Consider the following 21176-nt stretch of genomic DNA (forward strand, 5'->3'; position numbering starts at 1 on the left):
TTACGTCAGGCCGGCCGCCCTGGCCCGGGCCACGGCGGGGCCGATGGCCTCGGCGACGGCCTGGACGTCGGATTCGGTGGAGGTGTGGCCGAGCGAGAAGCGCAGGGTGCCGCGGGCCAGGTCGGGGTCGGTGCCGGTGGCCAGCAGCACGTGGCTGGGCTGGGCGACGCCGGCGGTGCAGGCGGAGCCGGTGGAGCACTCGATGCCCTGGGCGTCGAGCAGCAGCAGCAGCGAGTCGCCCTCGCAGCCGGGGAAGGTGAAGTGGGCGTTGGCCGGCAGCCGGTCCACGGGGTCGCCGCCGAGGATCGCGTCCGGCACCGCCGTCCGTACCGCCTCGACCAGAGCGTCGCGCAGGGCGCCGATCTCGCGGGCGAACCACTCGCGCTGCTCGGCGGCGAGCCGGCCGGCCACGGCGAAGGAGGCGACGGCGGGCACGTCGAGGGTGCCGGAGCGGACGTGCCGTTCCTGGCCGCCGCCGTGCAGCACCGGCACGGGGGCGTACTCGCGGCCGAGCAGCAGCGCGCCGATGCCGTACGGGCCGCCGATCTTGTGGCCGGAGACCGTCATCGCGGCGAGCCCGGAGGCGGCGAAGTCCACCGGGAGCTGGCCGACGGCCTGCACCGCGTCGGCGTGCAGCGGGACCCCGAACTCGGCGGCCACGCCGGCGAGTTCCCGGACCGGCATCACGGTGCCGATCTCGTTGTTGGCCCACATCACGGTGGCGAGGGCGACGTCGCCGGGGTCGCGGGCGATGGCCTCGCGCAGCGCCTCGGGGTGGACCCGGCCGTGCGCGTCGACGGGCAGGTACTCGACGGTGGCGCCCTCGTGCTCGGCGAGCCAGTCCACGGCGTCGAGGACGGCGTGGTGCTCGACGGGGCTGGCCAGGACCCGGGTGCGGGCCGGGTCGGCGTCGCGGCGGGCCCAGTACAGGCCCTTGACGGCGAGGTTGTCGGCCTCGGTGCCGCCGGAGGTGAAGACCACCTCGCTGGGGCGGGCGCCGAGCGCCTCGGCGAGCGTCTCCCGGGCCTCCTCGACCGTACGCCGGGCGCGGCGGCCGGAGGCGTGCAGGGAGGAGGCGTTGCCCGTGACGCCCAGGTGCGCGGTGAGTGCCTCGACTGCCTCGGGAAGCATCGGGGTGGTCGCGGCGTGGTCGAGGTATGCCATGGTGCGCCCGATTCTACGGGGCGCCCGCGCGCGCTCCCGGGGGGATCGGGGCCGCCCCGGTCACAGGCTCCAGGACAGGGTGTGGTCGGCGGACATGAACGCCACCAGGACCACCAGGTCGGCGATGCCCAGGCCGAGGCCGAGCAGGGCCCGGCCGCGGCGGGCGGTGCCGCGCCACAGGGCGAGCGAGGCCAGCGCGATGGCGACGGGTCCCAGGACGACGTTGAGGACGAGCAGGCCGAGCAGGCCCAGGACGAAGGCGGCGACGGCCATGCCGTCGGTGTCCCGGGCGCCGGCGCGGCGGGTGGCCGGTGCGGTGAGCTGCATGGTGGTCTCCTCGCGGTGCGTCGGTCGGGGCGTCAGTGGGCGGAGGTGCGGCGGCGGCCGTACCGCTCGCGCAGCGTGAAGACGCCGAGCCAGACGGCGATGACGGCGGCGGCCACGAGGGTGAAGCCCAGCGGTGCGTGGGCGACGGTGCCCAGGACGAGGCCGAGCAGCAGCAGTGCGGCGACGAGAAACAGCATGGAGTCCCTCCCCCAGGTTTCGGTGAACGCTTGTAGTTACAGTTGTTCACTGAGTACCCAGCCTAACGCGCGTGACGACTTCCCAATTCCGGAGAACAGTTGTTAACTGCATGGCATGAGTCACACCCTCGGCGTCCGGCAGGTCCAGAAGCGCAGGACCCGGCAGGCGCTTCTGGACGCGGCGCTCGAACTGCTGGAGGAGCAGAGCCTGAGCAGCCTGGGGCTGCGTGAGGTCACCCGGGCGGTGGGCGTCGCCCCGACCGCCTTCTACCGGCACTTCCGCTCCACGGCCGATCTCGGCGTGGCGCTGGTCGAGGAGGCGCTGGGCAGCCTGCACCCGATGATCCGCACGACGGTCTCCCCGGGCGGGGACCCGGAGGAACGCATCGCCCGCGCTGTGGAGTTGATCGCCTCTCATGTCGGCGAGTACCCGTCCCACGTCCGGTTCATCGCCCGGGAACGGCACGGCGGGGTGCAGCCGGTGCGCGAGGCGATACGGGAGCAGCTCGCCCGGTTCGCCGAGGAGGTGCGGGCCGAACTGGCCGGGGACCCGGAGTCGGCGGGCTGGCACGACGACGATCTGCTGATGCTGGCGGGCCTCTACGTGGACCAGATGCTGAGCACCGCGTCGCAGTTCCTGGAGGCGCTGGAGGGGACGGCGGAGGAACGGCGGCGGGTGGCCGAGACCGCGACCCGCCGGCTGCGGCTGATCACCCTCGGCCGCCGGCACTGGCTGGACTGACGCCCCGGCGGCCGGACGGCGGCCACCGGGGCGTCAGGGCGACCAGGCGTCAGGACAGCCGTACGCGCGCCAGTTGGCGGGACTGGGCGACCAGGCGGTCGGCGCTGTCCCAGACCTCGGCGTCCTCCTCCAGGAAGCCGCCGGCCAGGTTGCGGGTGGTGACCGCCACGCGGAGCGGTCCCGGCGCCGGGCGGCAGCGCACGTGCACGGTCAGCTCGACCGTCGGCACCCAGCCCGACAGCCCCATCTCGAAGGCGGTCGGGGGCAGCGCGTCCACCGCGAGCAGCAGCGAGAGCGGGTCGGCGTCCCGGCCGTCGGCGAGCCCGAACCAGGCCCGCATCTCCCCCTTGCCGGAGGGCTGTCCGAGCGCCCAGCCCAGGGTGTCCGGGTCCAGCTTGATCATCAGCCGGTCGGCGATGGCCGAGCCGCCGTCGACGGGGCTGGGCCCGTCCTGCGGGCCGAAGCACCGCTCCAGCGGCGGCAGCGCGGGCGGCTTCGCCGTCGTACGGACGTCGTCGGGCAGCGCGTCCAGGTCGCCGTAGGAGGCGAGGACGCGGATGCGCTCGACCTCGTTGCCCTCGTCGTCGTACTGGAGGAGGGACGCCTGGCCGGTGGAGAGGGTGCGGCCGGTACGGACGGCCTCGGTGCGCACCACGGCGGGGCCGGGCCGGGAGGCGGTCAGGTAGTGGGCGGTGATGGAGAACGGGTCCGGGTGCGGCAGGGCGTCCGCGAGGGCGCGGCCGAGGACGGCCAGCAGATATCCGCCGTTGACGGCGCCGAGGACGGTCCAGCCCGCGGAGAGGTCGATGTCGTACACGCCCGGGGCGCGGCGGGTGACGGCGGTGTCCCGGTCGAACTCACTGTCGCCGACCGTGGCCGGCCCGGCCGGGGCGGAGGCTGCTTCTGACATGGCTGCACAGTACAACAGGGGACTACTGAGCGGTAGCTTTCCATATCTGCCCCAGGGACGGACCCGCTACTCCGCCTCCTGCACCGTCGAGCGCCGGTTCCAGGCGCGGGGTGCCCGCCAGTGGTAGCGCATCGCCAGCAGCCGCAGCAGGAAGGCGGTGACCACGGCGGTGGCGCTGGTGAGCGGGGTGAGGGCGTCGAAGCGGATGCACAGCGCGATCATGGCGGCGCCGACGATGGCGGGGACGGCGTACAGGTCGCGGTCCCAGCGCAGCAGCGACGGCACCTCGTTGGCGAGCACGTCGCGCAGGACGCCGCCGCCGACCGCGGTGGCCATCCCGAGGCAGGCGGAGGCGGTCAGGCCGAGACCGTAGTCGTACGCCTTGGTGGTGCCCGCGACGCAGAACAGGCCGAGGCCCGCCGCGTCGAAGATGTTGACGCCGGTCTGCAGGCGCTCGACGTGCGGGTGCAGGAAGAAGACCAGCAGCGCGGCGAGCAGCGGGGTGAGGAAGTACCCGAGGTCCGTGAAGGCGGCGGGCGGTACGGCGCCGATGATCAGGTCCCGGAACAGCCCGCCGCCCAGCGCGGTGACCTCGGCGAGGACGGCGATGCCGAAGACGTCGAAGTTCTTGCGGACGGCCAGCAGCGCGCCGGAGATGGCGAAGACGAAGATGCCGATCAGATCGAGCGTGTGCTGGACGGTGGGGCTGAAGAGTTCCTCGTACATCCGGTCATTCTCACCCGCCGGCGAGCCCCCGCCTCGCGGAGGAGGACGGGGGCTCGCCGGGGGTACGGGTCACTTCTCCTTGGCGGGAGGCTCCTCGTCGGCAGAAGTCCCGGACGCCTCGGCCGTCGCGGACGCCTCGGAGGTCGCGGACGCCTCGGAGGTCGCGGGCGCCTCCGCAGCCCCGGACGCCTCGGCGGGCTCCGCCTCCGTGGCCGCCTTCGCCGGCTCCTCCGTCGCCCCCACCTCCGCGGCCACCGCCGCCGAGGTCGCCGCCGACTGCGCGAGGGCCTCCTCGGAGACCAGCTCCGCCGCCTCCTTGGCGTCGGTGAGCAGCACGGTGTCCTGCGGGGCCTGGTCGGCGAAGTTCTCCGGGTGGTGGCAGGCCACCTGCTGCCCCGGGCGCAGCTCCAGCAGCGGCGGCTCGGTGGTCCGGCAGATCTCCGTCGCCTTCCAGCACCGGGTGTGGAAGCGGCAGCCGCTGGGCGGCGCGATCGGCGAGGGCACGTCGCCCTTGAGCAGGATGCGCTCGCTCTTGGCCGCCTTGCGCGCCGGGTCCGGGATCGGCACCGCGGACATCAGCGCCTTGGTGTACGGGTGCATCGGCGTCTTGTAGAGCAGGTCGCGGTCGGCCAGCTCCACGATCTTGCCGAGGTACATCACCGCGATCCGGTCCGAGACGTGCCGGACCACCGACAGGTCGTGCGCGATGATCACGTACGTCAGGCCCAGCTCCTGCTGGAGGTCGTCGAGGAGGTTGACGACCTGCGCCTGGATGGACACGTCGAGCGCGGAGACCGGCTCGTCGGCCACCACCAGCTTGGGGTTGAGCGCGAGCGCGCGGGCGATGCCGATGCGCTGGCGCTGACCGCCGGAGAACTCGTGCGGGTAGCGGTTGTAGTGCTCGGGGTTGAGCCCGACCACCGACAGCAGCCGCTGCACCTCCTTCTTGATCCCGCCCTCGGGCTCGACGCCCTGGAGCTTGAAGGGGGCGCCGATGATGGTGCCGATGGTGTGCCGCGGGTTCAGCGACGAGTACGGGTCCTGGAAGATCATCTGCACATCGCGGCGCAGCGGACGCATCCCGCTCACCCCGAGGTGGGTGATGTCCTTGCCCTCGAACTCGACCTTGCCCGCGGTCGGCTCCAGCAGCCGGGTGATCAGCCGGCCCATGGTCGACTTGCCGCAGCCGGACTCGCCGACCACGCCGAGGGTCTCGCCGGCCCGGACCTCGAAGTCGAGGCCGTCGACCGCCCGGACCGCGCCGACCTGCCGCTGGAGCAGGCCCTTCTTGATCGGGAAGTGCTTCTGCAGCCCGGTCACCTTCAGCAGGGTCTCACCGGGTGCGGGGTCGGCCTTGGTGACCACGGTGCCCGTGCTCTGCGCGGGGACCGTCACCGCTGCGTCCTTGGGGTTCTCGCTCACAGCTTCGGCGCAATCTCTTCGGTCCAGATACGCTCCCGCTGCTCCTGCGACATGTGGCAGGCGGCCCAGTGCTTGCTGCCGACCTCGGTCAGCTCGGGGCGGACCGTGCGGGTGACGTTGTCCTTGGGCACGTCGGCGTACGGGCAGCGCGGGTTGAAGGCGCAGCCGGACGGGACGTTGATGAGGGAGGGCGGCGAGCCCTTGACCGGGATCAGGCGCTCCTGCTGGTCGCGGTCGAGCCGCGGCATCGAGCCGAGCAGGCCCCAGGTGTAGGGGTGGCGGGGCTCGTAGAACACCTTCTCCGCCGGACCGCGCTCGACGCAGCGCCCGCCGTACATCACCAGCAGGTCGTCGGCCAGCTCGGCGACGACGCCCAGGTCGTGGGTGATGATGATGACCGCCGAGCCGAACTCCTTCTGCAGGTCCCGGATCAGGTCCAGGATCTGCGCCTGGACGGTCACGTCCAAGGCGGTGGTCGGCTCGTCCGCGATGAGCAGCTCCGGGTTGTTCACCAGCGACATCGCGATCATCGCGCGCTGGCGCATCCCGCCGGAGAACTCGTGCGGATAGCTGTCCACCCGCTTGTCCGGCTGCGGGATGCCGACCCGGTCGAGCATCTCCACCGCGCGGCGCTTGGCGGTCTTCTTGTCCACGTCGTGGTGGATGCGGTACGCCTCCACGATCTGCTGCCCGATCGTGTAGTACGGGTGCAGCGCGGAGAGCGGGTCCTGGAAGATCATCGCCATCCGGCGGCCGCGCAGCTTGCGCACCTCGTCGGGGTCGGCGGAGAGCAGCTCGGTGCCGTCCAGCCAGATCTCGCCGGAGAGCTGGGCCTTGCGCCGGCCGTACTGCCCGGCGGTGTGCAGGCCCATGATGCCCAGCGAGGTCACCGACTTGCCGGAGCCCGACTCGCCCACGATGCCGAGGGTCTTGCCCTTCTCCAACTGGAAGCTGAGCCCGTCGACGGACTTGACCAGGCCGTCGTCGGTCGGGAAGTGCACCTTGAGGTCGCGGACCTCCAGGAAGGCGGTCGGGGCGGGAGAGGTGCCGGTGGGCTCGCCCACGGCGGCGCCGCTCTTGCTGAGTTCGGTCATGCGAGCCTCACTCGGGGGTCGATCACGGCGTACAGGACGTCCACCACGAGGTTGGCGATGAGCACCGCGAGAGATGTGATCAGGGTGACGCCGAGGATGACGGGCAGGTCCTGGTTCTTGATCGCGTTGAGCACCGCCTGGCCGAGGCCGGGCAGGCTGAACGTGGTCTCGGTCAGGATCGCACCGCCGATGAGGGCGCCGAGGTCCATGCCCAGCATGGTGAGGATGGGCGTCATCGTGGAGCGCATGGCGTGCTTGCGGATGACCACGCTCTCCCGCAGGCCCTTGGCGCGGGCGGTGCGGATGTAGTCCTCGCCGAGGATCTCCATCATGGTCGCGCGGGTGATCCGGGCGTACATCGCCGCGTACAGGAACGCCAGGGTGATCCAGGGCAGGATCATGCCGCCCAGCCAGCCGGTGAAGCTGTCCTCCAGGGGCACGTACTGGGCGTCGAGCCAGCCGAGTCCGTAGGAGAAGACCGCCAGGCTCAGCAGGCCGGTGAAGTAGATGGGCAGGGAGACACCGGCGAGGGCGACGACCATCGCGCCGCGGTCCCACAGGGTGCCCCGCTTGAGGGCCGAGAGCACACCCGCGGCGAGACCGAAGATCAGCCACAGCACGGCGGCACCGAGCGCCAGACCCAGGGTCACCGGGAAGCGGTCGGTGAGCACCGGCCAGATGGCCTGCTCACTGCGGAAGGAGTAGCCGAAGCACGGCGCGGAGCAGTTGGTGACATCGCCGCCGGCCGAGTAGGTCCGGCCCACGAAGATGCCCTTGAAGAACTCCCAGACCTGGGCGTAGATCGGGTCGTTGAGACCCAGCTTCTCCGCCACGGCCTTCACCGAGGAGGGGTCGGCCTGCTTGCCCACGAAGCTCGTGGCGATGTCGACGCCCGCCCACTTGGGGATCAGGAAGAAGATGCTGAAGACCACCATGACGATGACCACGAGCATCACAGCGGCGGCGAACAACCGCCTGATGAGGTAAGCGAGCACAGCTAACGGCCCGCCGCGGAGGGCGGGCCGCCGGAGGTCGTCCGGCGGCCCACGCTCACGCCGCGCCGGCCTTCACCTGCCTTTCGTGCCGTACGGCGGGTGTGCCGGTTACTTCGTGGACTTCAGACCGAGGTTGACGAAGTCGTACATGCCGCTGTACCCGTCGGTCGTGTAGACGTTCGCCAGCCGGCTGGAGCGCCAGTTGAGGAACTTCTCGAAGACGAAGGGCAGGTAGTAGCCGCCCTCCATCACCTTGTGGTTGATCTCGGTGGCGATCTTTTCCTTGCCGGCGTCGTCGAGCGTGTTGACGTAGTCGTCGAAGAGGCCGTCGATCGTCTTGTCCTTGATCAGCGCGTAGTTGTTGTTACCGCTGTCGAGGATGTAGTCGCTGTGCCACAGCGGCAGACCGTAGCCCTGGACGGACGGGAAGTCCGGGCCCCAGCCCATGATGATGATGCCGTAGCCCTTCTTCTTCACGTTCGAGGGGCTGCCGATGATGCCGGGGGTCTGCGCACCGTCGTACTGGTCGATGTCGACCGTGATGCCGACCTTCTTCAGCGACGCCTGGAGCGACTCGGCGGTGGCCACCTCGACCGGCTTGTTGTTGCGGACCGCGATGGTGGTCTTGAAGCCGTTGGGCTTGCCGCAAGCCTTCAGCTCTTCCTTGGCCTTGGCGACGTTGCCGTTCTTGTTGGCACCGGCCATCTCGTACGGGTCGTACTTCTGGCCCTCGGAGCCGGGGACGGACGGCGGCAGCATGTTGGTGCCGATGTCACCGCCGGCCACCGGGCCGCCGCGCGCGGTCTGCAGGGAGACGTGGTCGGCGCCGTAGATCACGGCCTTGCGGCAGTGCTCGTTGTCGAACGGCTTCACGCTCTGCGGGAAGACGGCGTAGCGGATGTAGCCGGAGACCGGGTTGTCCAGGTTGCCCTTGTGCTGCTTGAGGGCGGTGGTGCGGCCCTGCGGCGACATGCCGGTCTGGGCCAGGTCCAGGTCGTAGTCGCCGGCGATGAGGCGGGCGTCCAGGTCGTTGGCGTTGGAGAAGAACTTGATGGAGATCTTGTCCGGGTACGCCTTGCGGATCGGGTCCGACTCCTGCTTCCACTCGGTGTTGCGGACCAGGACCAGGTCCTTGCCCGGGCTGTACGACTGGAACTTGTACGGGCCCGAGGAGAACGGGTGCAGACCGTACTTGGACTTGGTGTCCTTGTCCTGGCGGACCGGGGAGGCGGAGGTGAGCGCCAGCATCTCCTCGAAGTCCGAGTTGGCCTTCGGCAGCTTGAAGACGATGGTCTTGTCGTCCGGCGTCTCGATCGCCTTCAGACCCAGCTTGTCCTTGGACTTGTCCTTGTACGGGCCCTGGTACTCACCCTTGGGGTCGAGCACCTCCTTGAGGTACGTCGGACCGCCGGACAGCACGTCCTGCGCCCAGACGCGCTCGATGCCGTACTTGATGTCCTTGGAGGTGATCGGCTTGCCGTCCTCCCAGGTGATGCCGTCACGCAGGGTGTACGTGTAGGTCTTGCCGTCGTCCGAGACCTTGGCGAGCCCGGTGGCGAGGTCGGGGGTCACGCCGGCGCCGGCCTTGCCGGGCTCGGTGGCGTTCGTGACGAGCTGCCGCGAGTAGTAGCGGGAGAAGTTCCACATGAAGCCGTAGTAGCCGCGCGTGGTGTCCCACGAGTCGGCGTCCTGGGCGCTGGCGAACTTCAGCTCGCCGCCCTTCTTGGCCTCCGAAGCCTGGGCGACCTTGTTGTTCGCGGCGTCGAAGCCGGCCGCGCCGTTCTTCGAACCCCCGTTGTCGCTGTCACCGCCGCCGCACGCCGCCGTGGTCAGCAGCGCGGCGACCACTGCGGCAGCGGCCAGAGCCTGCTTGCGCCGCCCTGAGGTGCGTTGGGTAGTCACGATCTCGGATCCTCCGGATTAGATGAGAGACCCCGTGCAGGTGCCACGGGACACTTGTGCGGTACGGCGGGTCAGCGGGAGCCCTTCGGGTCGAGCGCGTCGCGCACGCCGTCGCCGAAGAGGTTGAAGGCAAGAACGGTGATGAAGATCGCCACGCCCGGGATCACCATGTACATGGGGTCCGAGTCGTAGTAGTCGATCGCGCTCGAGAGCATCTGCCCCCAGGAGGCGGTGGGCGGCTTGACGCCCACCCCCAGGAAGCTGAGTGCCGCCTCGGTGAGGATGTTGGTGGGGATCATCATCGTCGTGTAGACGATGATCGGCGCGACCAGGTTGGGCAGCAGTTCCTTGAACAGGATGTAGAACCGCCCCGCGCCCAGCGACCGGGCCGCCTCGACGTACTCGCGTTCGCGCATCGAGAGGGTCTGGCCGCGCACCACGCGGCCGATGTAGGGCCAGCCGAAGAATCCGATGACCAGGATCATCACGAACAGGCGCACGCCGGTGCCGGTGAGACCGAGCATCTCGTTCGGCATGACGGAGACCAGCGCGATGATGAACAGCAACTGCGGGAAGGCCAGCAGACCGTCCATGATCCGGCTGATGAGGGAGTCCACCCAGCCGCCGAAGAAGCCGGCCAGGATGCCCAGGATCGTGCCGATGACCACGGCGACGATCGCGGACAGGAAGCCGACCAGCAGCGAGATCCGGGCGCCGTAGACGATGCGGGCGAAGATGTCGCGGCCGCTGACCGGCTCGACGCCGAGCAGGTGGTCGCCGCTGATGCCGCCCAGCGAGCCGATGGGGGTGCCGAACAGCGGGTCGATCAGGTCCTCGTGGTGCGCCTCGGGGTCCTGGCCGACGAGGTGGGTGATCAGCGGCGCGAGCAGCGCGATCGCGACCAGGACAAGCACCACGACGCCGCCCGTGAGGGCGAGCTTGTCCCTTTTCAGGCGCTCCCAGGCAATGCGCCCCAGGGAACGACCCTGAACCGCCTTGCTCCCGGCGCCGGCAACCGCCGCTTCCTCGGCAGCACTCGGGGCCGCTTCCGCGGTCGGCTCGTGCAATGGTGCCGTCATCTGGCAGGGACCCCTCTCAACCGGCGGTAGCCGGCCCGCACTTGCCGCTGTAGCGGCGTGATCAGTCCGTCGTACACAGGGACGAACGTCCCTTGTTGCGGGAGTCTTCAACGCTTTGGCGATCAGTCGCCAGACTTGGCGGGGAAAGGATGCGCAACCGTGATGCTGTTTGAGGATTTCCGTTATCCGGACAGTGGGTAACGGGGGCCGGACGCGGACAAGTTGGGACACCAGGGACGGACGGGGCGCTTTCGGCCCCATCTACGCGCGAAGATCGGCTTCCTCCGCCGCCGGAATGGTGAGTTCCACTCTCAGTACCGGTCGCCTGCCGGAGGGTAGCCGTACCCGGCGGCGGGTGCCTGGGCGGGGGCCGCGTGCGCCTCGCGGTCGTAGAACGGCCGGGCGTGGGCGCGCAGCCACATCGCGACCGGGTCGAGCGCGTCGGACAGCGCCACGGTGGACACCGGCAGCCCGTCCGGCACCGCGCCGACCGAGTTCTGCATCATCGTCCGCACGGCGGCCACGGACGCCGGGGTGGCGTCGTACACGTCGAGGCCGATGGCGAGGTAGGGGGCGCCGAGGGCCGGCTGCACCCAGGCGCGGCGCAGCGAGCGGACGGCCGGGGTGCGGTGGGCGTTCTGCGTGAGCAGGGCGTAGAACTGCGGGATCTCGATGGCCGGTTCGGACAGCCGCAGCGGTCCCGGTGGCTGGCGGTCCAGGCCGGTGGCGATCCGGCGCAGGTCGAGCCAGGGGATGCCGACGCCGCCGCCGGGGGCGTGCGGGTTGAGCCACAGGCCGTAGCGGTCGGGGTAGAGGGCGCGGGCCACTTCCAGGCCGTCGACCACCTCGTACGAGCGGTTCCAGCCGCTGGCGGACAGCTCCTGGGCGGAGGTGACGCAGGGGGCGTACGCGTGCCCGTCGACCTCCATGGTCCCGTACTGGGCGTCCGGGGAGCCGGCCTGGCCGTGCCAGAGCAGCATCCACACCTGGCCGGAGGCCGGGCTCGCGAGGGCGCGCAGCAGCGACTCGTAGGCGTCGTATCGCCCGGGGGTCACCTGGCGCAGCATGTGCTCCACCTGCCCGGCTGCGGCGGTACCAGCGCTCACTTTGTATCGCCCCTCTGTACAACGCCTCGACCGAGTGCACCTAGCTTAGGCCACCGGCGGTCAGGGGGGATCGTGGCTGCGTGCGGGTGCGTGGGGAACGGGCGGGCCCACGCGGCGGAGCCGCATGCCGGCACAGCCCCGCGCCCCTCGGGGACGTCGCCCTCCCCGCGTGGGGAAGTCACCGCTCGTAGAAGGGCCGTACTCGTTCCCGCATCCAGTCGCAGACCGGGTCCTGGGCCGCCTCCAGGAGGACCAGGTTGACCGGCCAGGGGGGCGGGGCCGTGGTGAGGGCGCGGCCGAGGGCCTCCAGGGGGAGGGCGCGGGCGTCGCCCTCCCAGTGGGCGAGTTCGACGCCGACGAACATCACGGGGTCGGCGGTCTCGATGGCGGCCAGGCAGCGGCGGGCGGTGCGGACCACGCCGAGGGCGGCGAACTCGGCGGAGGCGGCGGTGAGGAAGTCGACCGGGTCGTCCTGCCAGTCGGGCTCGAACAGGCGGACCCGGCCGCCGCCCGCGGGCCCGTCCAGCGGGGTCCGTCCGGCGCGGCACAGCTCGGCGACGGCGGGCGGCGGCAGCGGTATCCCGACCAGCCCGTCCGGGTTGACGGCTATGCCGACCTGCGGCGGCAGCCCCCGGGCGAACTCCACGGCGGGGGCGATGGCGTACCCCATGTGGGCGCCGACGACCTGCCGGAACTGCTCCTCGGAGCTGAACACCGGGACGTACGCCTGGCCTTCGATCTCCAGCGTGGGCAGGTCGAGGGGGCCGCTGTGCGGGCCGCCGCCGTTGGGCAGCGGGACCCAGACGAAGCTGCGGCCGAGCACCTCCACGATCCGGCCGCCGGCGCCGGGCACGCCGAGGGAGGCGGCCAGCACCTCCTCCAGCTCGTTGCCCGGCCAGCCGCCGTGCGGATGGGGGTGCGCCTGCGCCGGGAAGTCCGCGGAGAAGCCCGCCGGGAAGTCCATCTGCCTACCGCCTGTGTGGAACCGCTGGTGTGGCTGAAAGGCTAACCCGTACGGGCGTATCCGCGGCCGGTCAGCCCGTGAAGCCGATCCGGTGCAGGGCGTCGGCCGCCGCCCGGTCCAGCAGCACCGCGCTCACCCCGGCCGGCAGCGCGCCCCGCTCGACCGAGCGCAGCAGGCGGGCGCCGGCTGCGCGGTGCCGCCGGAACGCGTACCGGGAGACGCCCCGGCCGCGCTCGCGCTGGCCCGCCAGGGCCTGCTCGGGGTCGACGTCGAGCAGCAGCAGGTGCAGGGTGCCGCCCCGGCGCCGCGCCTCGCGGGCCAGCCAGCGGCGGACCCACGCCTGGGTGCCGCAGTCGTGCACGACGACGCCCTCGCCGGAGCGCAGGGCGCGGCGCAGCCCGGCGTAGTGGGCGAGCCGGACGAGCGGGCGGTAGACCGCGTACGGCAGCAGGCGGGGCATCCGCTCGTCCCAGCGGTCGCGGGTGTCCTGGGAGTCGATGCGGCGCCCGCGCACGGTGCGCCGCATCAGCGTGGACTTGCCGCTGCCGGGCAGCCCGGTGACCGCGACCAGGTCACGGGGGCCGAACAGCAGGGCGTGCGGGCTGCGTCCGGCCCGCTCGCGCAGGTCGCGGACGACGGACGCGGTCAGCGGGGCGGACGCCTCGCGGGCCGGGCCGGCGGGCTGCTCGGGCAGCGCGAGGCCCGGGGTGGTGGCGTACGCCGTGGTCCTGTTCACCGTGATCGTCCTCCCCTGGGGCGGTTCACGAGTTCCCTCCCCGTCGAGTGTAAAGAGAAGGTAATGCGCGGTGTCTCGAATTTTCGTGCGCTTACTGCCACAAGCCGGTTACAGATCACGGTCTGCCAGGAACCGACCGGTCGTGCAATGATGTGCGCGCCAACTGCATACCGGCCGTTCGAACCCGCGCGGGAGAGTCCCCGGTCACCGACCGGGGCGCCGAAGGAGCAAGTCCCTCCCTTGAATCTCTCAGGCCCCGTCACCGCGCGGGCGAGGCACATCTGAAAAGCGGGCCGCCCCGGTGGCCCCACCCAAGGTGCAAGTCCTGACCGCCGCGCGGTGGTCACGGCGAACCTCTCAGGTCCCGATGACAGATGGGGAGGACCTTCCTCGCCCTGCCGTCCTGTCCTGGGAGACGACCGACCGATGAGCAGTACCGAACCCCGCCGCACCGCGCTGGACGCCGTGCACCGCGCGCTCGGCGCGACCATGACCGACTTCGCCGGCTGGGACATGCCGCTGCGCTACGGCTCCGAGCGCGACGAGCACCGGGCCGTGCGGACCACCGCCGGGCTGTTCGACCTGTCGCACATGGGCGAGATCGCGGTCACCGGCCCCGGCGCCGCCGCGCTGCTGGATCACGCGCTGGTCGGCAACCTCGGCGGGGTGAAGCCGGGGCGCGCCCGCTACACCATGATCTGCCGCGCGGACGGCGGCATCCTCGACGACCTGATCGTCTACCGGCTGGCCGAGACCGAGTACCTGGTGGTCGCCAACGCCGCCAACGCCCAGGTGGTGCTGGACGCCCTCACCGAGCGCGCGGCCGGCTTCGACGCCGAGGTGCGCGACGACCGGGACGCCTACGCGCTGCTCGCCGTGCAGGGCCCCGCCTCCCCCGGCATCCTCGCCTCGCTCACCGACGCCGACCTGGACGGGCTGAAGTACTACGCCGGGCTGCCCGGCACCGTGGCCGGCGTCTCCGCGCTGATCGCCCGGACCGGCTACACCGGCGAGGACGGCTTCGAGCTGTTCGTCGACCCCGCCGACGCCGAGAAGCTGTGGCAGGCGCTGACCGAGGCCGGTGCCTCCGCCGGGCTGGTCCCCTGCGGCCTGTCCTGCCGGGACACGCTCCGCCTGGAGGCGGGCATGCCGCTGTACGGGCACGAGCTGACCACCGGCCTGACGCCGTTCGACGCCGGGCTGGGCCGGGTGGTGAAGTTCGAGAAGGAGGGCGACTTCGTGGGCCGCGCCGCGCTCGCCGAGGCCGCCGCCCGCGCCGAGCAGAACCCACCGCGCGTCCTGGTCGGCCTGATCGCCGAGGGCCGCCGGGTGCCGCGCGCCGGGTACCCGGTGGTGGCCGGCGGCGAGGTGATCGGCGAGGTCACCTCCGGCGCCCCCTCCCCCACCCTGGGCAGGCCGATCGCGATGGCGTACGTCGACGCGGCGCACGCGGCGCCCGGGACGCCGGGGGTCGGCGTGGACATCCGGGGCACCCATGAGCCGTACGAGGTCGTCGCGCTGCCGTTCTACCGGCGCCAGAAGTAACCACCGGGCCATCTGGTCACCGGCCCGCCGAGCAACCGGCGACCGGGCGACCGGGCGACCGGGCCCTGGGGGGCTCTCGTACGTGACCCTGGGCACATCCGCCCCGCTCACCCCCGGCCCCCGCAGTCCCGCATTCACCAGCACACCCCCGCGTACAGGAGAATTCAGGCCATGAGCAACCCCCAGCAGCTTCGCTACAGCAAGGAGCACGAGTGGCTGTCGGCCGCCGAGGACGGCGTGTCGACGGTCGGCATCACCGAGCACGCGGCCAACGCGCTCGGCGATGTCGTCTTCGTGCAGCTCCCGGAGGTCGGCGCGACCGTGACCGCGGGCGAGACCTGCGGCGAGCTGGAGTCGACCAAGTCCGTCTCCGACCTGTACTCCCCCGTCTCCGGTGAGGTCACCGAGGTCAACGAGGACGTCGTCGACGACCCCTCGCTGGTCAACTCGGCGCCCTTCGAGGGCGGCTGGCTGTTCAAGGTGCGGGTCGCCGAGGAGCCGGGCGACCTGCTCTCCGCCGACGAGTACACCGCCTTCTCGGCCGGCTGAGGAGCCCTTCCGCGATGACCCTCCTGAACACGCCCCTGCACGAACTCGACCCCGAGGTCGCCGCCGCCGTCGACGCCGAGCTGCGCCGCCAGCAGTCCACCCTGGAGATGATCGCCTCCGAGAACTTCGCGCCGGTCGCGGTGATGGAGGCCCAGGGCTCGGTCCTGACCAACAAGTACGCCGAGGGCTACCCCGGGCGCCGCTACTACGGCGGCTGCGAGCACGTCGACGTGGTCGAGCAGATCGCCATCGACCGGGTGAAGGCCCTGTTCGGCGCCGAGCACGCCAACGTCCAGCCGCACTCCGGCGCCCAGGCCAACGCGGCCGCGATGTTCGCGCTGCTCAAGCCCGGCGACACCATCATGGGTCTGAACCTCGCCCACGGCGGGCACCTGACCCACGGCATGAAGATCAACTTCTCCGGCAAGCTGTACGACGTCGTCCCCTACCACGTGGGCGAGGACGGCCTGGTCGACCTGGCCGAGGTCGAGCGGCTCGCCAAGGAGAAGCGGCCGAAGCTGATCGTGGCCGGCTGGTCGGCGTACCCGCGGCAGCTCGACTTCGCCGCGTTCCGGCGGATCGCCGACGAGGTCGGCGCGTACCTGATGGTCGACATGGCGCACTTCGCCGGTCTGGTCGCGGCGGGCCTGCACCCCAACCCGGTGCCGCACGCCCATGTGGTCACCACCACGACCCACAAGACCCTCGGCGGCCCGCGCGGCGGTGTGATCCTCTCCACGGCCGACCTCGCCAAGAAGATCAATTCGGCGGTCTTCCCCGGTCAGCAGGGCGGACCCCTGGAGCACGTGGTCGCCGCCAAGGCGGTCGCCTTCAAGGTCGCCGCGAGCGAGGAGTTCAAGGAGCGCCAGCGCCGTACCCTGGAGGGCGCCCGCATTCTGGCCGAGCGCCTGGTGCGGGAGGACGCGAGGGCGGCGGGCGTCTCGGTGCTGACCGGCGGCACGGACGTGCACCTGGTCCTGGTCGACCTGCGCGACTCCGCGCTGGACGGGCAGCAGGCCGAGGACCGCCTCCACGAGGTCGGCATCACGGTCAACCGCAACGCCGTGCCCGACGACCCGCGTCCGCCGATGGTGACCTCCGGTCTGCGCATCGGCACGCCGGCCCTGGCCACCCGCGGCTTCACCGCCGAGGACTTCGCCGAGGTCGCGGACGTGATCGCCGAGGCGCTCAAGCCGTCGTACGACGCGGCGGCCCTCCGGGCCCGGGTGACCGCCCTGGCGGACAAGCACCCGCTCTACCCCGGCCTGACCCAGTAGGACACAGCAGTACAGCGAGCAGTACGACCGGGGCGCCGGGCCCCGCCACAAGCGGCCGGCGCCCCGCCCCCTCCGCACCACCCCCGCATTGAGGAGTCCCCGTGGCCATCTCGGTCTTCGACCTGTTCTCGATCGGCATCGGCCCGTCCAGCTCCCACACGGTCGGCCCGATGCGCGCGGCCCGCATGTTCGCCCGGCGGCTGCGCGGCGAGGAGCTGCTCGGCTCGGTCGCCGCGGTCCGGGCCGAGCTGTACGGCTCGCTCGGCGCGACCGGCCACGGCCACGGCACCCCCAAGGCGGTGCTGCTCGGCCTGGAGGGGGAGTCGCCGCGCACGGTGGACGTGGAGACGGCCGACGACCGGGTGGCCGCGATCAGGGCGGACGGCCGCCTGCGTCTGCTCGGCACCCACGAGATCCCCTTCTCCTTCGACGACGACCTGGTGCTGCACCGCCGCAAGACGCTCCCCTACCACGCCAACGGCATGACCCTGTGGGCCTACGACGACCGGGGCGCGGAGCTGCTCAGCAAGACGTACTACTCGGTGGGCGGCGGGTTCGTCGTCGACGAGGAGGCGGTCGGCGCGGACCGGATCAAGCTCGACGACACGGTGCTGAAGTACCCCTTCCGCACCGGCGACGAGCTGCTGCGCCGCACCCGGGAGACCGGCCTGTCGATCTCCGCGCTGATGCTGGAGAACGAGCGGGCCTGGCGCACCGAGGAGGAGGTCCGCGCGGGCCTGCTGGAGATCTGGCGGGTGATGCGGGAGTGCGTGGAGCGCGGGCTGTCCCGCGAGGGCATCCTGCCGGGCGGCCTGAAGGTCCGCCGCCGGGCCGCGACCACGGCGCGCAAGCTGCGCTCCGAGGGCGACCCGGGGGCCCTCGCGATGGAGTGGATCACCCTGTACGCGATGGCGGTGAACGAGGAGAACGCGGCCGGCGGCCGGGTCGTGACCGCCCCGACCAACGGCGCCGCGGGCATCATCCCCGCCGTCCTGCACTACTACCTCAACTTCGTCCCCGGCGCCGACGAGGAGGGCGTGGTCCGCTTCCTGCTCGCGGCCGGCGCCATCGGCATGCTGTTCAAGGAGAACGCCTCCATCTCCGGTGCCGAGGTCGGCTGCCAGGGCGAGGTCGGCTCCGCCTGCTCGATGGCGGCGGGCGCGCTGGCCGAGGTGCTCGGCGGCTCCCCGGAGCAGGTGGAGAACGCCGCGGAGATCGGCATGGAGCACAACCTCGGCCTCACCTGCGACCCGGTCGGCGGCCTGGTCCAGATCCCCTGCATCGAACGGAACGGCATGGCCGCGGTCAAGGCCGTCACCGCCGCCCGCATGGCGATGCGCGGCGACGGCTCCCACAAGGTCTCCCTCGACAAGGTCATCAAGACCATGAAGGAGACCGGCGCGGACATGTCGGTCAAGTACAAGGAGACGGCCCGGGGCGGGCTGGCGGTGAACATCATCGAGTGCTGAGGCGGGCGTCCGCGCCGGGCGGGCGGACGGGCGTCTCACATGCTGGCATCGGCTTCCCGAAAGCCAAGACGCCTGAGATCGTTGCGGAGCCAGACCGTTCGCACGTGAAAGACCGAGCCATGTCCGCACCAGCAGCCCCCGGTTCCGTCCAGTTGCCCGTCAATCCGCGGTCGCGGGTGCTCGTCGCCAGTCTCATCGGGACGACGATCGAGTTCTACGACTTCTACATCTACGCGACCGCCGCCGTGCTGGTCTTCCCCAAGCTGTTCTTCCCGAGCAGTGACCCGACCACCGCGCTGCTGTCGTCCTTCGCGGTGTTCGGCGCCGCGATGGTCGCCCGGCCGGTCGGCGCCGTCTTCTTCGGGCACCTCGGGGACCGGCTCGGCCGCAAGAGGACGCTGGTGGTCTCGCTGCTCACCATGGGGCTGGCCACCTTCCTCATCGGCGTGCTGCCCACCTATGCGCAGGCCGGCTGGGCCGCCACCGCGCTGCTGGTGCTGATGCGGCTCGCGCAGGGCTTCGCGCTGGGCGGCGAGTGGAGCGGCGCCGCGCTGGTCGCGACCGAGAACGCGCCCAGGGGCAAGCGCGCCCTGTACGGCACCTTCCCGCAACTGGGCGCCCCGCTGGGCTTCATCATCGGCAACGGCCTGTTCCTGGTCATCGGGGCGCTGCTGCCGTCCGCGGCCGGCGCCGACCCGACCCAGCCCTCGGACGCCTTCGTGGACTGGGGCTGGCGCATCCCGTTCCTGTTCTCCGCGGTGATGGTGGCGATCGGCCTGTGGGTGCGGTCGCGGCTGGTGGAGTCGGCGGTGTTCGCCCGGACCCGGGAGGCCGGGAAGGTCCGCAAGCTGCCGCTGGCCACGGTGGTGCGGGGCCACTGGCGGCAGTTGATCCTCGGCACCTTCATCATGCTCGCCACCTACGTGCTGTTCTACCTGATGACCACGTTCTCGCTGAGCTACGGCCGCACCGCGAAGGACGCCGCCGTGCCGGGGCTGGGGTACAGCTACACCACCTTCGTGCTGATGATGATCTTCGGGGTGCTGTTCTTCGCGGTGTTCACCCTGGTCTCCGGGCCGCTCGCGGACAAGTACGGCCGCCGCGCCACCCTCGTGGTGATCACCGCGGGCATCGTCGTCTTCGGGCTGGTCTGGGTGCCGCTGATCGGCCTCGGCACGCTCGGTGTCGTCCTGTGGCTGGTCCTCGGCTTCACCCTGATGGGCCTGACCTTCGGCCCGATGGGCGCGCTGCTGCCGGAGCTCTTCCCGACCAGCGTGCGCTACACCGGCTCCGGCATCTCCTACAACGTCAGTTCGATCCTCGGAGCGGCCGTCGCCCCGTTCATCGCGGTGGCGCTGTGGGAGGCGGGCGACGGCTCGCCCTGGCTGGTCGGCGTCTACCTGTCCGCGATGGCGGTCCTGACGCTGACCGCGCTGCTGCTCGGCAAGGAGACCAAGGACGTCTCCCTCGACGACGGCGAGGCCCCGGCCGCCGACGGCGACGCCGCCCCGGCACCGTCCGCCGCCACCGCCGCCCGCTGAGCGGACCGGCGTTCACCACCGCCGTACGCCGAGCATCCGCGCGCCCGGCGTACGGTGGCCGTCGCAGGGCATAACAACAGCCTCCGTCCCCACGGCACTTCAGCCTCACCGGTACCCGAGGGAGTCCTATGCTGCGCGGCATCGACGTGAGCGCGTACCAGTCCGCCACCTACAGCACGGACGGCCTCTCCTTCGTCTTCATCAAGGCGACGGAGGGCCGTACGTGGGTCAACTCCAAGCTCTCGGCCCAGACGAAGCGGGCCCGGGACGCCGGACTCGTCGTCGGCTTCTACCACTTCCTGTGGCCGGGCAACCTCACCGCCCAGGCCGAGTACTTCGTCGCCAAGGCCCCCGACCGCCCCGGCGACATCCTCGCCGTCGACTGGGAGACCACCGGCGACGGCACCCACGCCAGCAACGCCGAGAAGGACCGCTTCATCCGCAAGGTGAAGGAGCTGCGCCCGGACAACCGGGTGGTCCTCTACTGCAACCGGAACTTCTGGCTGAACATCGACACCACCTCGTACGCCGGTGACGGGCTCTGGATCGCCGACTACGTCACGGCGGGCAAGCCCCGCATCAAGGCCAGGTGGCGCTTCCACCAGTACACCGACGACCCGCTGGACAAGAACGTCGCCGACTTCGAGAGCCGGGCGGCGCTGCGGAAGTGGGCCGGGGACGCCTGAGTCAGCCGCGGAAGTCCGCCGGGCGGTCCGGGGAAGCCTCCGCGAGGGCCTTGGTGACGGCGTCCCGGCCGGCCCGCAGGCCGTAGACCGGGGTGCCGGGCTGCTGGCGCCAGGAGTCGTCGAGGCCGCCGGCGTCCACGGTGTCGAAGCCGAGTTCGTCGATCAGGGCGCGGACCTTCGCCTTGGCCGCCTCGTCGTCGCCGGCCACCGGCAGGGCGATGCGGTCGGGGTCGCCGGCCGGGCGGTGGCGGTCGAGGATGTCCTGGGCGTAGGTGCCGTTGAACGCCTTGATCACGGGGTGGCCGAGGTGCTGTTCGGTCCAGCGGCTCTCGGTGCGGCCGTCGTCCTCGATGCCCGCGATCCGGCCGTCGCGCGGCCGCGGGTAGTAGTTGCCGGTGTCGATGACCGCGACGTCCTCGGCGGCCTCGTCGAGCAGGCCGGAGGGCAGGTCCGGGACCGCCTTCAGGGGGATGGCGACGACCACGACCTCGGCGCCGCGCGCCGCCTCCGCCACCGGGACCGGCCGGGCGCCGGTCTCCTCGGCGAGCGCGGTGAGGGTTTCCGGACCGCGCGAGTTGGCGACCGAGACCTCGTGTCCGAGGGCGGTGAGCCGCCGGGTGAGGTTGCCGCCGATGTTGCCCGCGCCGATGATGCCGATCTTCATGGGTGACTCGCCTGGCCTTCCGGGTCGTGAGGGGTGACACGCCGTTGAGGATCGGTAACCGGTCCGGCGGGCGGGCTATTC

General features: G+C 71.5%; 21 protein-coding genes and 2 riboswitches. Of the genes, 7 read left to right on the forward strand and 14 right to left on the reverse strand.

Annotated elements, in window-relative coordinates:
- The 3 genes from IE316_RS26590 to IE316_RS26600 are packed head-to-tail and all read right to left on the reverse strand — an operon-like array spanning position 1 to position 1688.
- On the reverse strand, positions 1–1164 hold the full coding sequence (locus IE316_RS26590; protein ID WP_190207008.1) for a cysteine desulfurase family protein: 1164 nt from the start codon (positions 1162–1164) through the stop codon (positions 1–3).
- Between the two features lie 60 nt (positions 1165–1224).
- Positions 1225–1491 carry a DUF4190 domain-containing protein gene (locus IE316_RS26595; RefSeq protein ID WP_190207009.1) on the reverse strand — a complete coding sequence of 89 codons (267 nt, stop codon included), beginning with the start codon at positions 1489–1491 and terminating at the stop codon, positions 1225–1227.
- A gap of 32 nt (positions 1492–1523) precedes the next feature.
- Positions 1524–1688 (reverse strand): hypothetical protein, encoded by a 165-nt coding sequence (locus IE316_RS26600; RefSeq protein ID WP_190207010.1) that lies wholly within the window; start codon positions 1686–1688, stop codon positions 1524–1526.
- Between the two features lie 115 nt (positions 1689–1803).
- On the opposite strand from IE316_RS26600, the gene IE316_RS26605 reads away from it, so the two are divergent.
- Complete coding sequence (locus IE316_RS26605) at positions 1804–2430, forward strand: TetR family transcriptional regulator (RefSeq protein ID WP_190207011.1); 627 nt, start codon at positions 1804–1806, stop codon at positions 2428–2430.
- 49 nt (positions 2431–2479) lie between these two features.
- On the opposite strand, the gene IE316_RS26610 is transcribed toward IE316_RS26605, so the two are convergent.
- From IE316_RS26610 to IE316_RS26655, 10 genes are all read right to left on the reverse strand, one after another.
- Complete coding sequence (locus IE316_RS26610; RefSeq protein WP_190207012.1) at positions 2480–3340, reverse strand: thioesterase family protein; 861 nt, start codon at positions 3338–3340, stop codon at positions 2480–2482.
- 66 nt (positions 3341–3406) lie between these two features.
- Positions 3407–4066 carry a trimeric intracellular cation channel family protein gene (locus tag IE316_RS26615; protein ID WP_190207013.1) on the reverse strand — a complete coding sequence of 220 codons (660 nt, stop codon included), beginning with the start codon at positions 4064–4066 and terminating at the stop codon, positions 3407–3409.
- A gap of 69 nt (positions 4067–4135) precedes the next feature.
- Positions 4136–5488: an ABC transporter ATP-binding protein gene (locus IE316_RS26620; RefSeq protein WP_190207014.1), complete on the reverse strand. Its 1353-nt coding sequence runs from the start codon at positions 5486–5488 to the stop codon at positions 4136–4138.
- Entirely contained in the window at positions 5485–6582 is a 1098-nt protein-coding gene (locus IE316_RS26625; protein WP_190207015.1) for an ABC transporter ATP-binding protein, read from the reverse strand. Before IE316_RS26625 ends, IE316_RS26620 begins: the two co-directional genes overlap by 4 nt.
- Complete coding sequence (locus IE316_RS26630) at positions 6579–7577, reverse strand: ABC transporter permease (RefSeq protein WP_190207016.1); 999 nt, start codon at positions 7575–7577, stop codon at positions 6579–6581. The genes IE316_RS26625 and IE316_RS26630 overlap by 4 nt, the downstream gene beginning before the upstream one ends.
- A 108-nt stretch (positions 7578–7685) precedes the next feature.
- Positions 7686–9479, reverse strand: a complete 1794-nt coding sequence (locus IE316_RS26635) for an ABC transporter substrate-binding protein (RefSeq protein ID WP_190207017.1) — start codon at positions 9477–9479, stop codon at positions 7686–7688.
- Positions 9480–9550: 71 nt separating this feature from the next.
- A complete protein-coding gene (locus tag IE316_RS26640) occupies positions 9551–10558 on the reverse strand; it encodes an ABC transporter permease (RefSeq protein ID WP_190207018.1) in 1008 nt (335 codons plus the stop codon).
- A gap of 311 nt (positions 10559–10869) precedes the next feature.
- The gene (locus tag IE316_RS26645) at positions 10870–11625 is read right to left on the reverse strand and encodes an enhanced serine sensitivity protein SseB C-terminal domain-containing protein (RefSeq protein ID WP_190207054.1); all 756 of its coding nucleotides are present in this window, start codon (positions 11623–11625) and stop codon (positions 10870–10872) included.
- A gap of 217 nt (positions 11626–11842) precedes the next feature.
- Complete coding sequence (locus tag IE316_RS26650) at positions 11843–12628, reverse strand: enhanced serine sensitivity protein SseB (RefSeq protein ID WP_190207019.1); 786 nt, start codon at positions 12626–12628, stop codon at positions 11843–11845.
- Positions 12629–12698: 70 nt separating this feature from the next.
- Positions 12699–13364 carry an AAA family ATPase gene (locus tag IE316_RS26655; RefSeq protein WP_190207020.1) on the reverse strand — a complete coding sequence of 222 codons (666 nt, stop codon included), beginning with the start codon at positions 13362–13364 and terminating at the stop codon, positions 12699–12701.
- A 179-nt stretch (positions 13365–13543) separates the two neighbouring features.
- A riboswitch (glycine riboswitch) is annotated at positions 13544–13639 on the forward strand.
- Positions 13640–13748, forward strand: a riboswitch (glycine riboswitch).
- 42 nt (positions 13749–13790) lie between these two features.
- On the opposite strand from IE316_RS26655, the gene gcvT reads away from it, so the two are divergent.
- The 6 genes from gcvT to IE316_RS26685 all read left to right on the forward strand — a co-directional run bounded on the left by gcvT (position 13791) and on the right by IE316_RS26685 (position 20431).
- Positions 13791–14909: a glycine cleavage system aminomethyltransferase GcvT gene (gene gcvT, locus IE316_RS26660; RefSeq protein ID WP_190207021.1), complete on the forward strand. Its 1119-nt coding sequence runs from the start codon at positions 13791–13793 to the stop codon at positions 14907–14909.
- 171 nt (positions 14910–15080) lie between these two features.
- Positions 15081–15458: a glycine cleavage system protein GcvH gene (gcvH, locus tag IE316_RS26665; protein WP_190207022.1), complete on the forward strand. Its 378-nt coding sequence runs from the start codon at positions 15081–15083 to the stop codon at positions 15456–15458.
- Positions 15459–15472: 14 nt separating this feature from the next.
- Positions 15473–16735, forward strand: a complete 1263-nt coding sequence (gene glyA, locus IE316_RS26670) for a serine hydroxymethyltransferase (RefSeq protein WP_190207023.1) — start codon at positions 15473–15475, stop codon at positions 16733–16735.
- A gap of 101 nt (positions 16736–16836) precedes the next feature.
- Positions 16837–18204 (forward strand): L-serine ammonia-lyase, encoded by a 1368-nt coding sequence (locus IE316_RS26675; protein WP_190207024.1) that lies wholly within the window; start codon positions 16837–16839, stop codon positions 18202–18204.
- A 119-nt stretch (positions 18205–18323) separates the two neighbouring features.
- Positions 18324–19745, forward strand: coding sequence for an MFS transporter (locus tag IE316_RS26680; RefSeq protein ID WP_190207025.1), 1422 nt, complete (start codon positions 18324–18326; stop codon positions 19743–19745).
- Between the two features lie 128 nt (positions 19746–19873).
- The gene (locus IE316_RS26685; RefSeq protein WP_190207026.1) at positions 19874–20431 is read left to right on the forward strand and encodes a glycoside hydrolase family 25 protein; all 558 of its coding nucleotides are present in this window, start codon (positions 19874–19876) and stop codon (positions 20429–20431) included.
- Position 20432: 1 nt separating this feature from the next.
- Here IE316_RS26685 and IE316_RS26690 read toward each other — a convergent pair whose 3' ends face one another.
- Complete coding sequence (locus tag IE316_RS26690; RefSeq protein WP_190207027.1) at positions 20433–21095, reverse strand: NADPH-dependent F420 reductase; 663 nt, start codon at positions 21093–21095, stop codon at positions 20433–20435.
- Positions 21096–21176 lie beyond the last annotated feature (81 nt).

It is taken from the genome of Streptomyces fumanus (assembly GCF_014655295.1).
GTDB classification, from domain to species: Bacteria; Actinomycetota; Actinomycetes; order Streptomycetales; family Streptomycetaceae; genus Streptomyces; species Streptomyces fumanus.

What these genes read in the sequence shown, in the direction of transcription:
- IE316_RS26650 (WP_190207019.1), bottom strand. Translation starts at nt 12,628, where the DNA reads ATGGACTTCCCGGCGGGCTTCTCCGCGGACTTCCCGGCGCAGGCGCAC.
- IE316_RS26685 (WP_190207026.1), top strand. Translation starts at nt 19,874, where the DNA reads ATGCTGCGCGGCATCGACGTGAGCGCGTACCAGTCCGCCACCTACAGC.
- IE316_RS26590 (WP_190207008.1), bottom strand. Translation starts at nt 1,164, where the DNA reads ATGGCATACCTCGACCACGCCGCGACCACCCCGATGCTTCCCGAGGCA.
- IE316_RS26645 (WP_190207054.1), bottom strand. Translation starts at nt 11,625, where the DNA reads ATGCTGCGCCAGGTGACCCCCGGGCGATACGACGCCTACGAGTCGCTG.
- IE316_RS26625 (WP_190207015.1), bottom strand. Translation starts at nt 6,582, where the DNA reads ATGACCGAACTCAGCAAGAGCGGCGCCGCCGTGGGCGAGCCCACCGGC.
- gcvT (WP_190207021.1), top strand. Translation starts at nt 13,791, where the DNA reads ATGAGCAGTACCGAACCCCGCCGCACCGCGCTGGACGCCGTGCACCGC.
- IE316_RS26690 (WP_190207027.1), bottom strand. Translation starts at nt 21,095, where the DNA reads ATGAAGATCGGCATCATCGGCGCGGGCAACATCGGCGGCAACCTCACC.
- IE316_RS26605 (WP_190207011.1), top strand. Translation starts at nt 1,804, where the DNA reads ATGAGTCACACCCTCGGCGTCCGGCAGGTCCAGAAGCGCAGGACCCGG.
- IE316_RS26610 (WP_190207012.1), bottom strand. Translation starts at nt 3,340, where the DNA reads ATGTCAGAAGCAGCCTCCGCCCCGGCCGGGCCGGCCACGGTCGGCGAC.
- IE316_RS26615 (WP_190207013.1), bottom strand. Translation starts at nt 4,066, where the DNA reads ATGTACGAGGAACTCTTCAGCCCCACCGTCCAGCACACGCTCGATCTG.
- IE316_RS26640 (WP_190207018.1), bottom strand. Translation starts at nt 10,558, where the DNA reads ATGACGGCACCATTGCACGAGCCGACCGCGGAAGCGGCCCCGAGTGCT.
- IE316_RS26595 (WP_190207009.1), bottom strand. Translation starts at nt 1,491, where the DNA reads ATGCAGCTCACCGCACCGGCCACCCGCCGCGCCGGCGCCCGGGACACC.
- gcvH (WP_190207022.1), top strand. Translation starts at nt 15,081, where the DNA reads ATGAGCAACCCCCAGCAGCTTCGCTACAGCAAGGAGCACGAGTGGCTG.
- IE316_RS26680 (WP_190207025.1), top strand. Translation starts at nt 18,324, where the DNA reads ATGTCCGCACCAGCAGCCCCCGGTTCCGTCCAGTTGCCCGTCAATCCG.
- IE316_RS26600 (WP_190207010.1), bottom strand. Translation starts at nt 1,688, where the DNA reads ATGCTGTTTCTCGTCGCCGCACTGCTGCTGCTCGGCCTCGTCCTGGGC.
- glyA (WP_190207023.1), top strand. Translation starts at nt 15,473, where the DNA reads ATGACCCTCCTGAACACGCCCCTGCACGAACTCGACCCCGAGGTCGCC.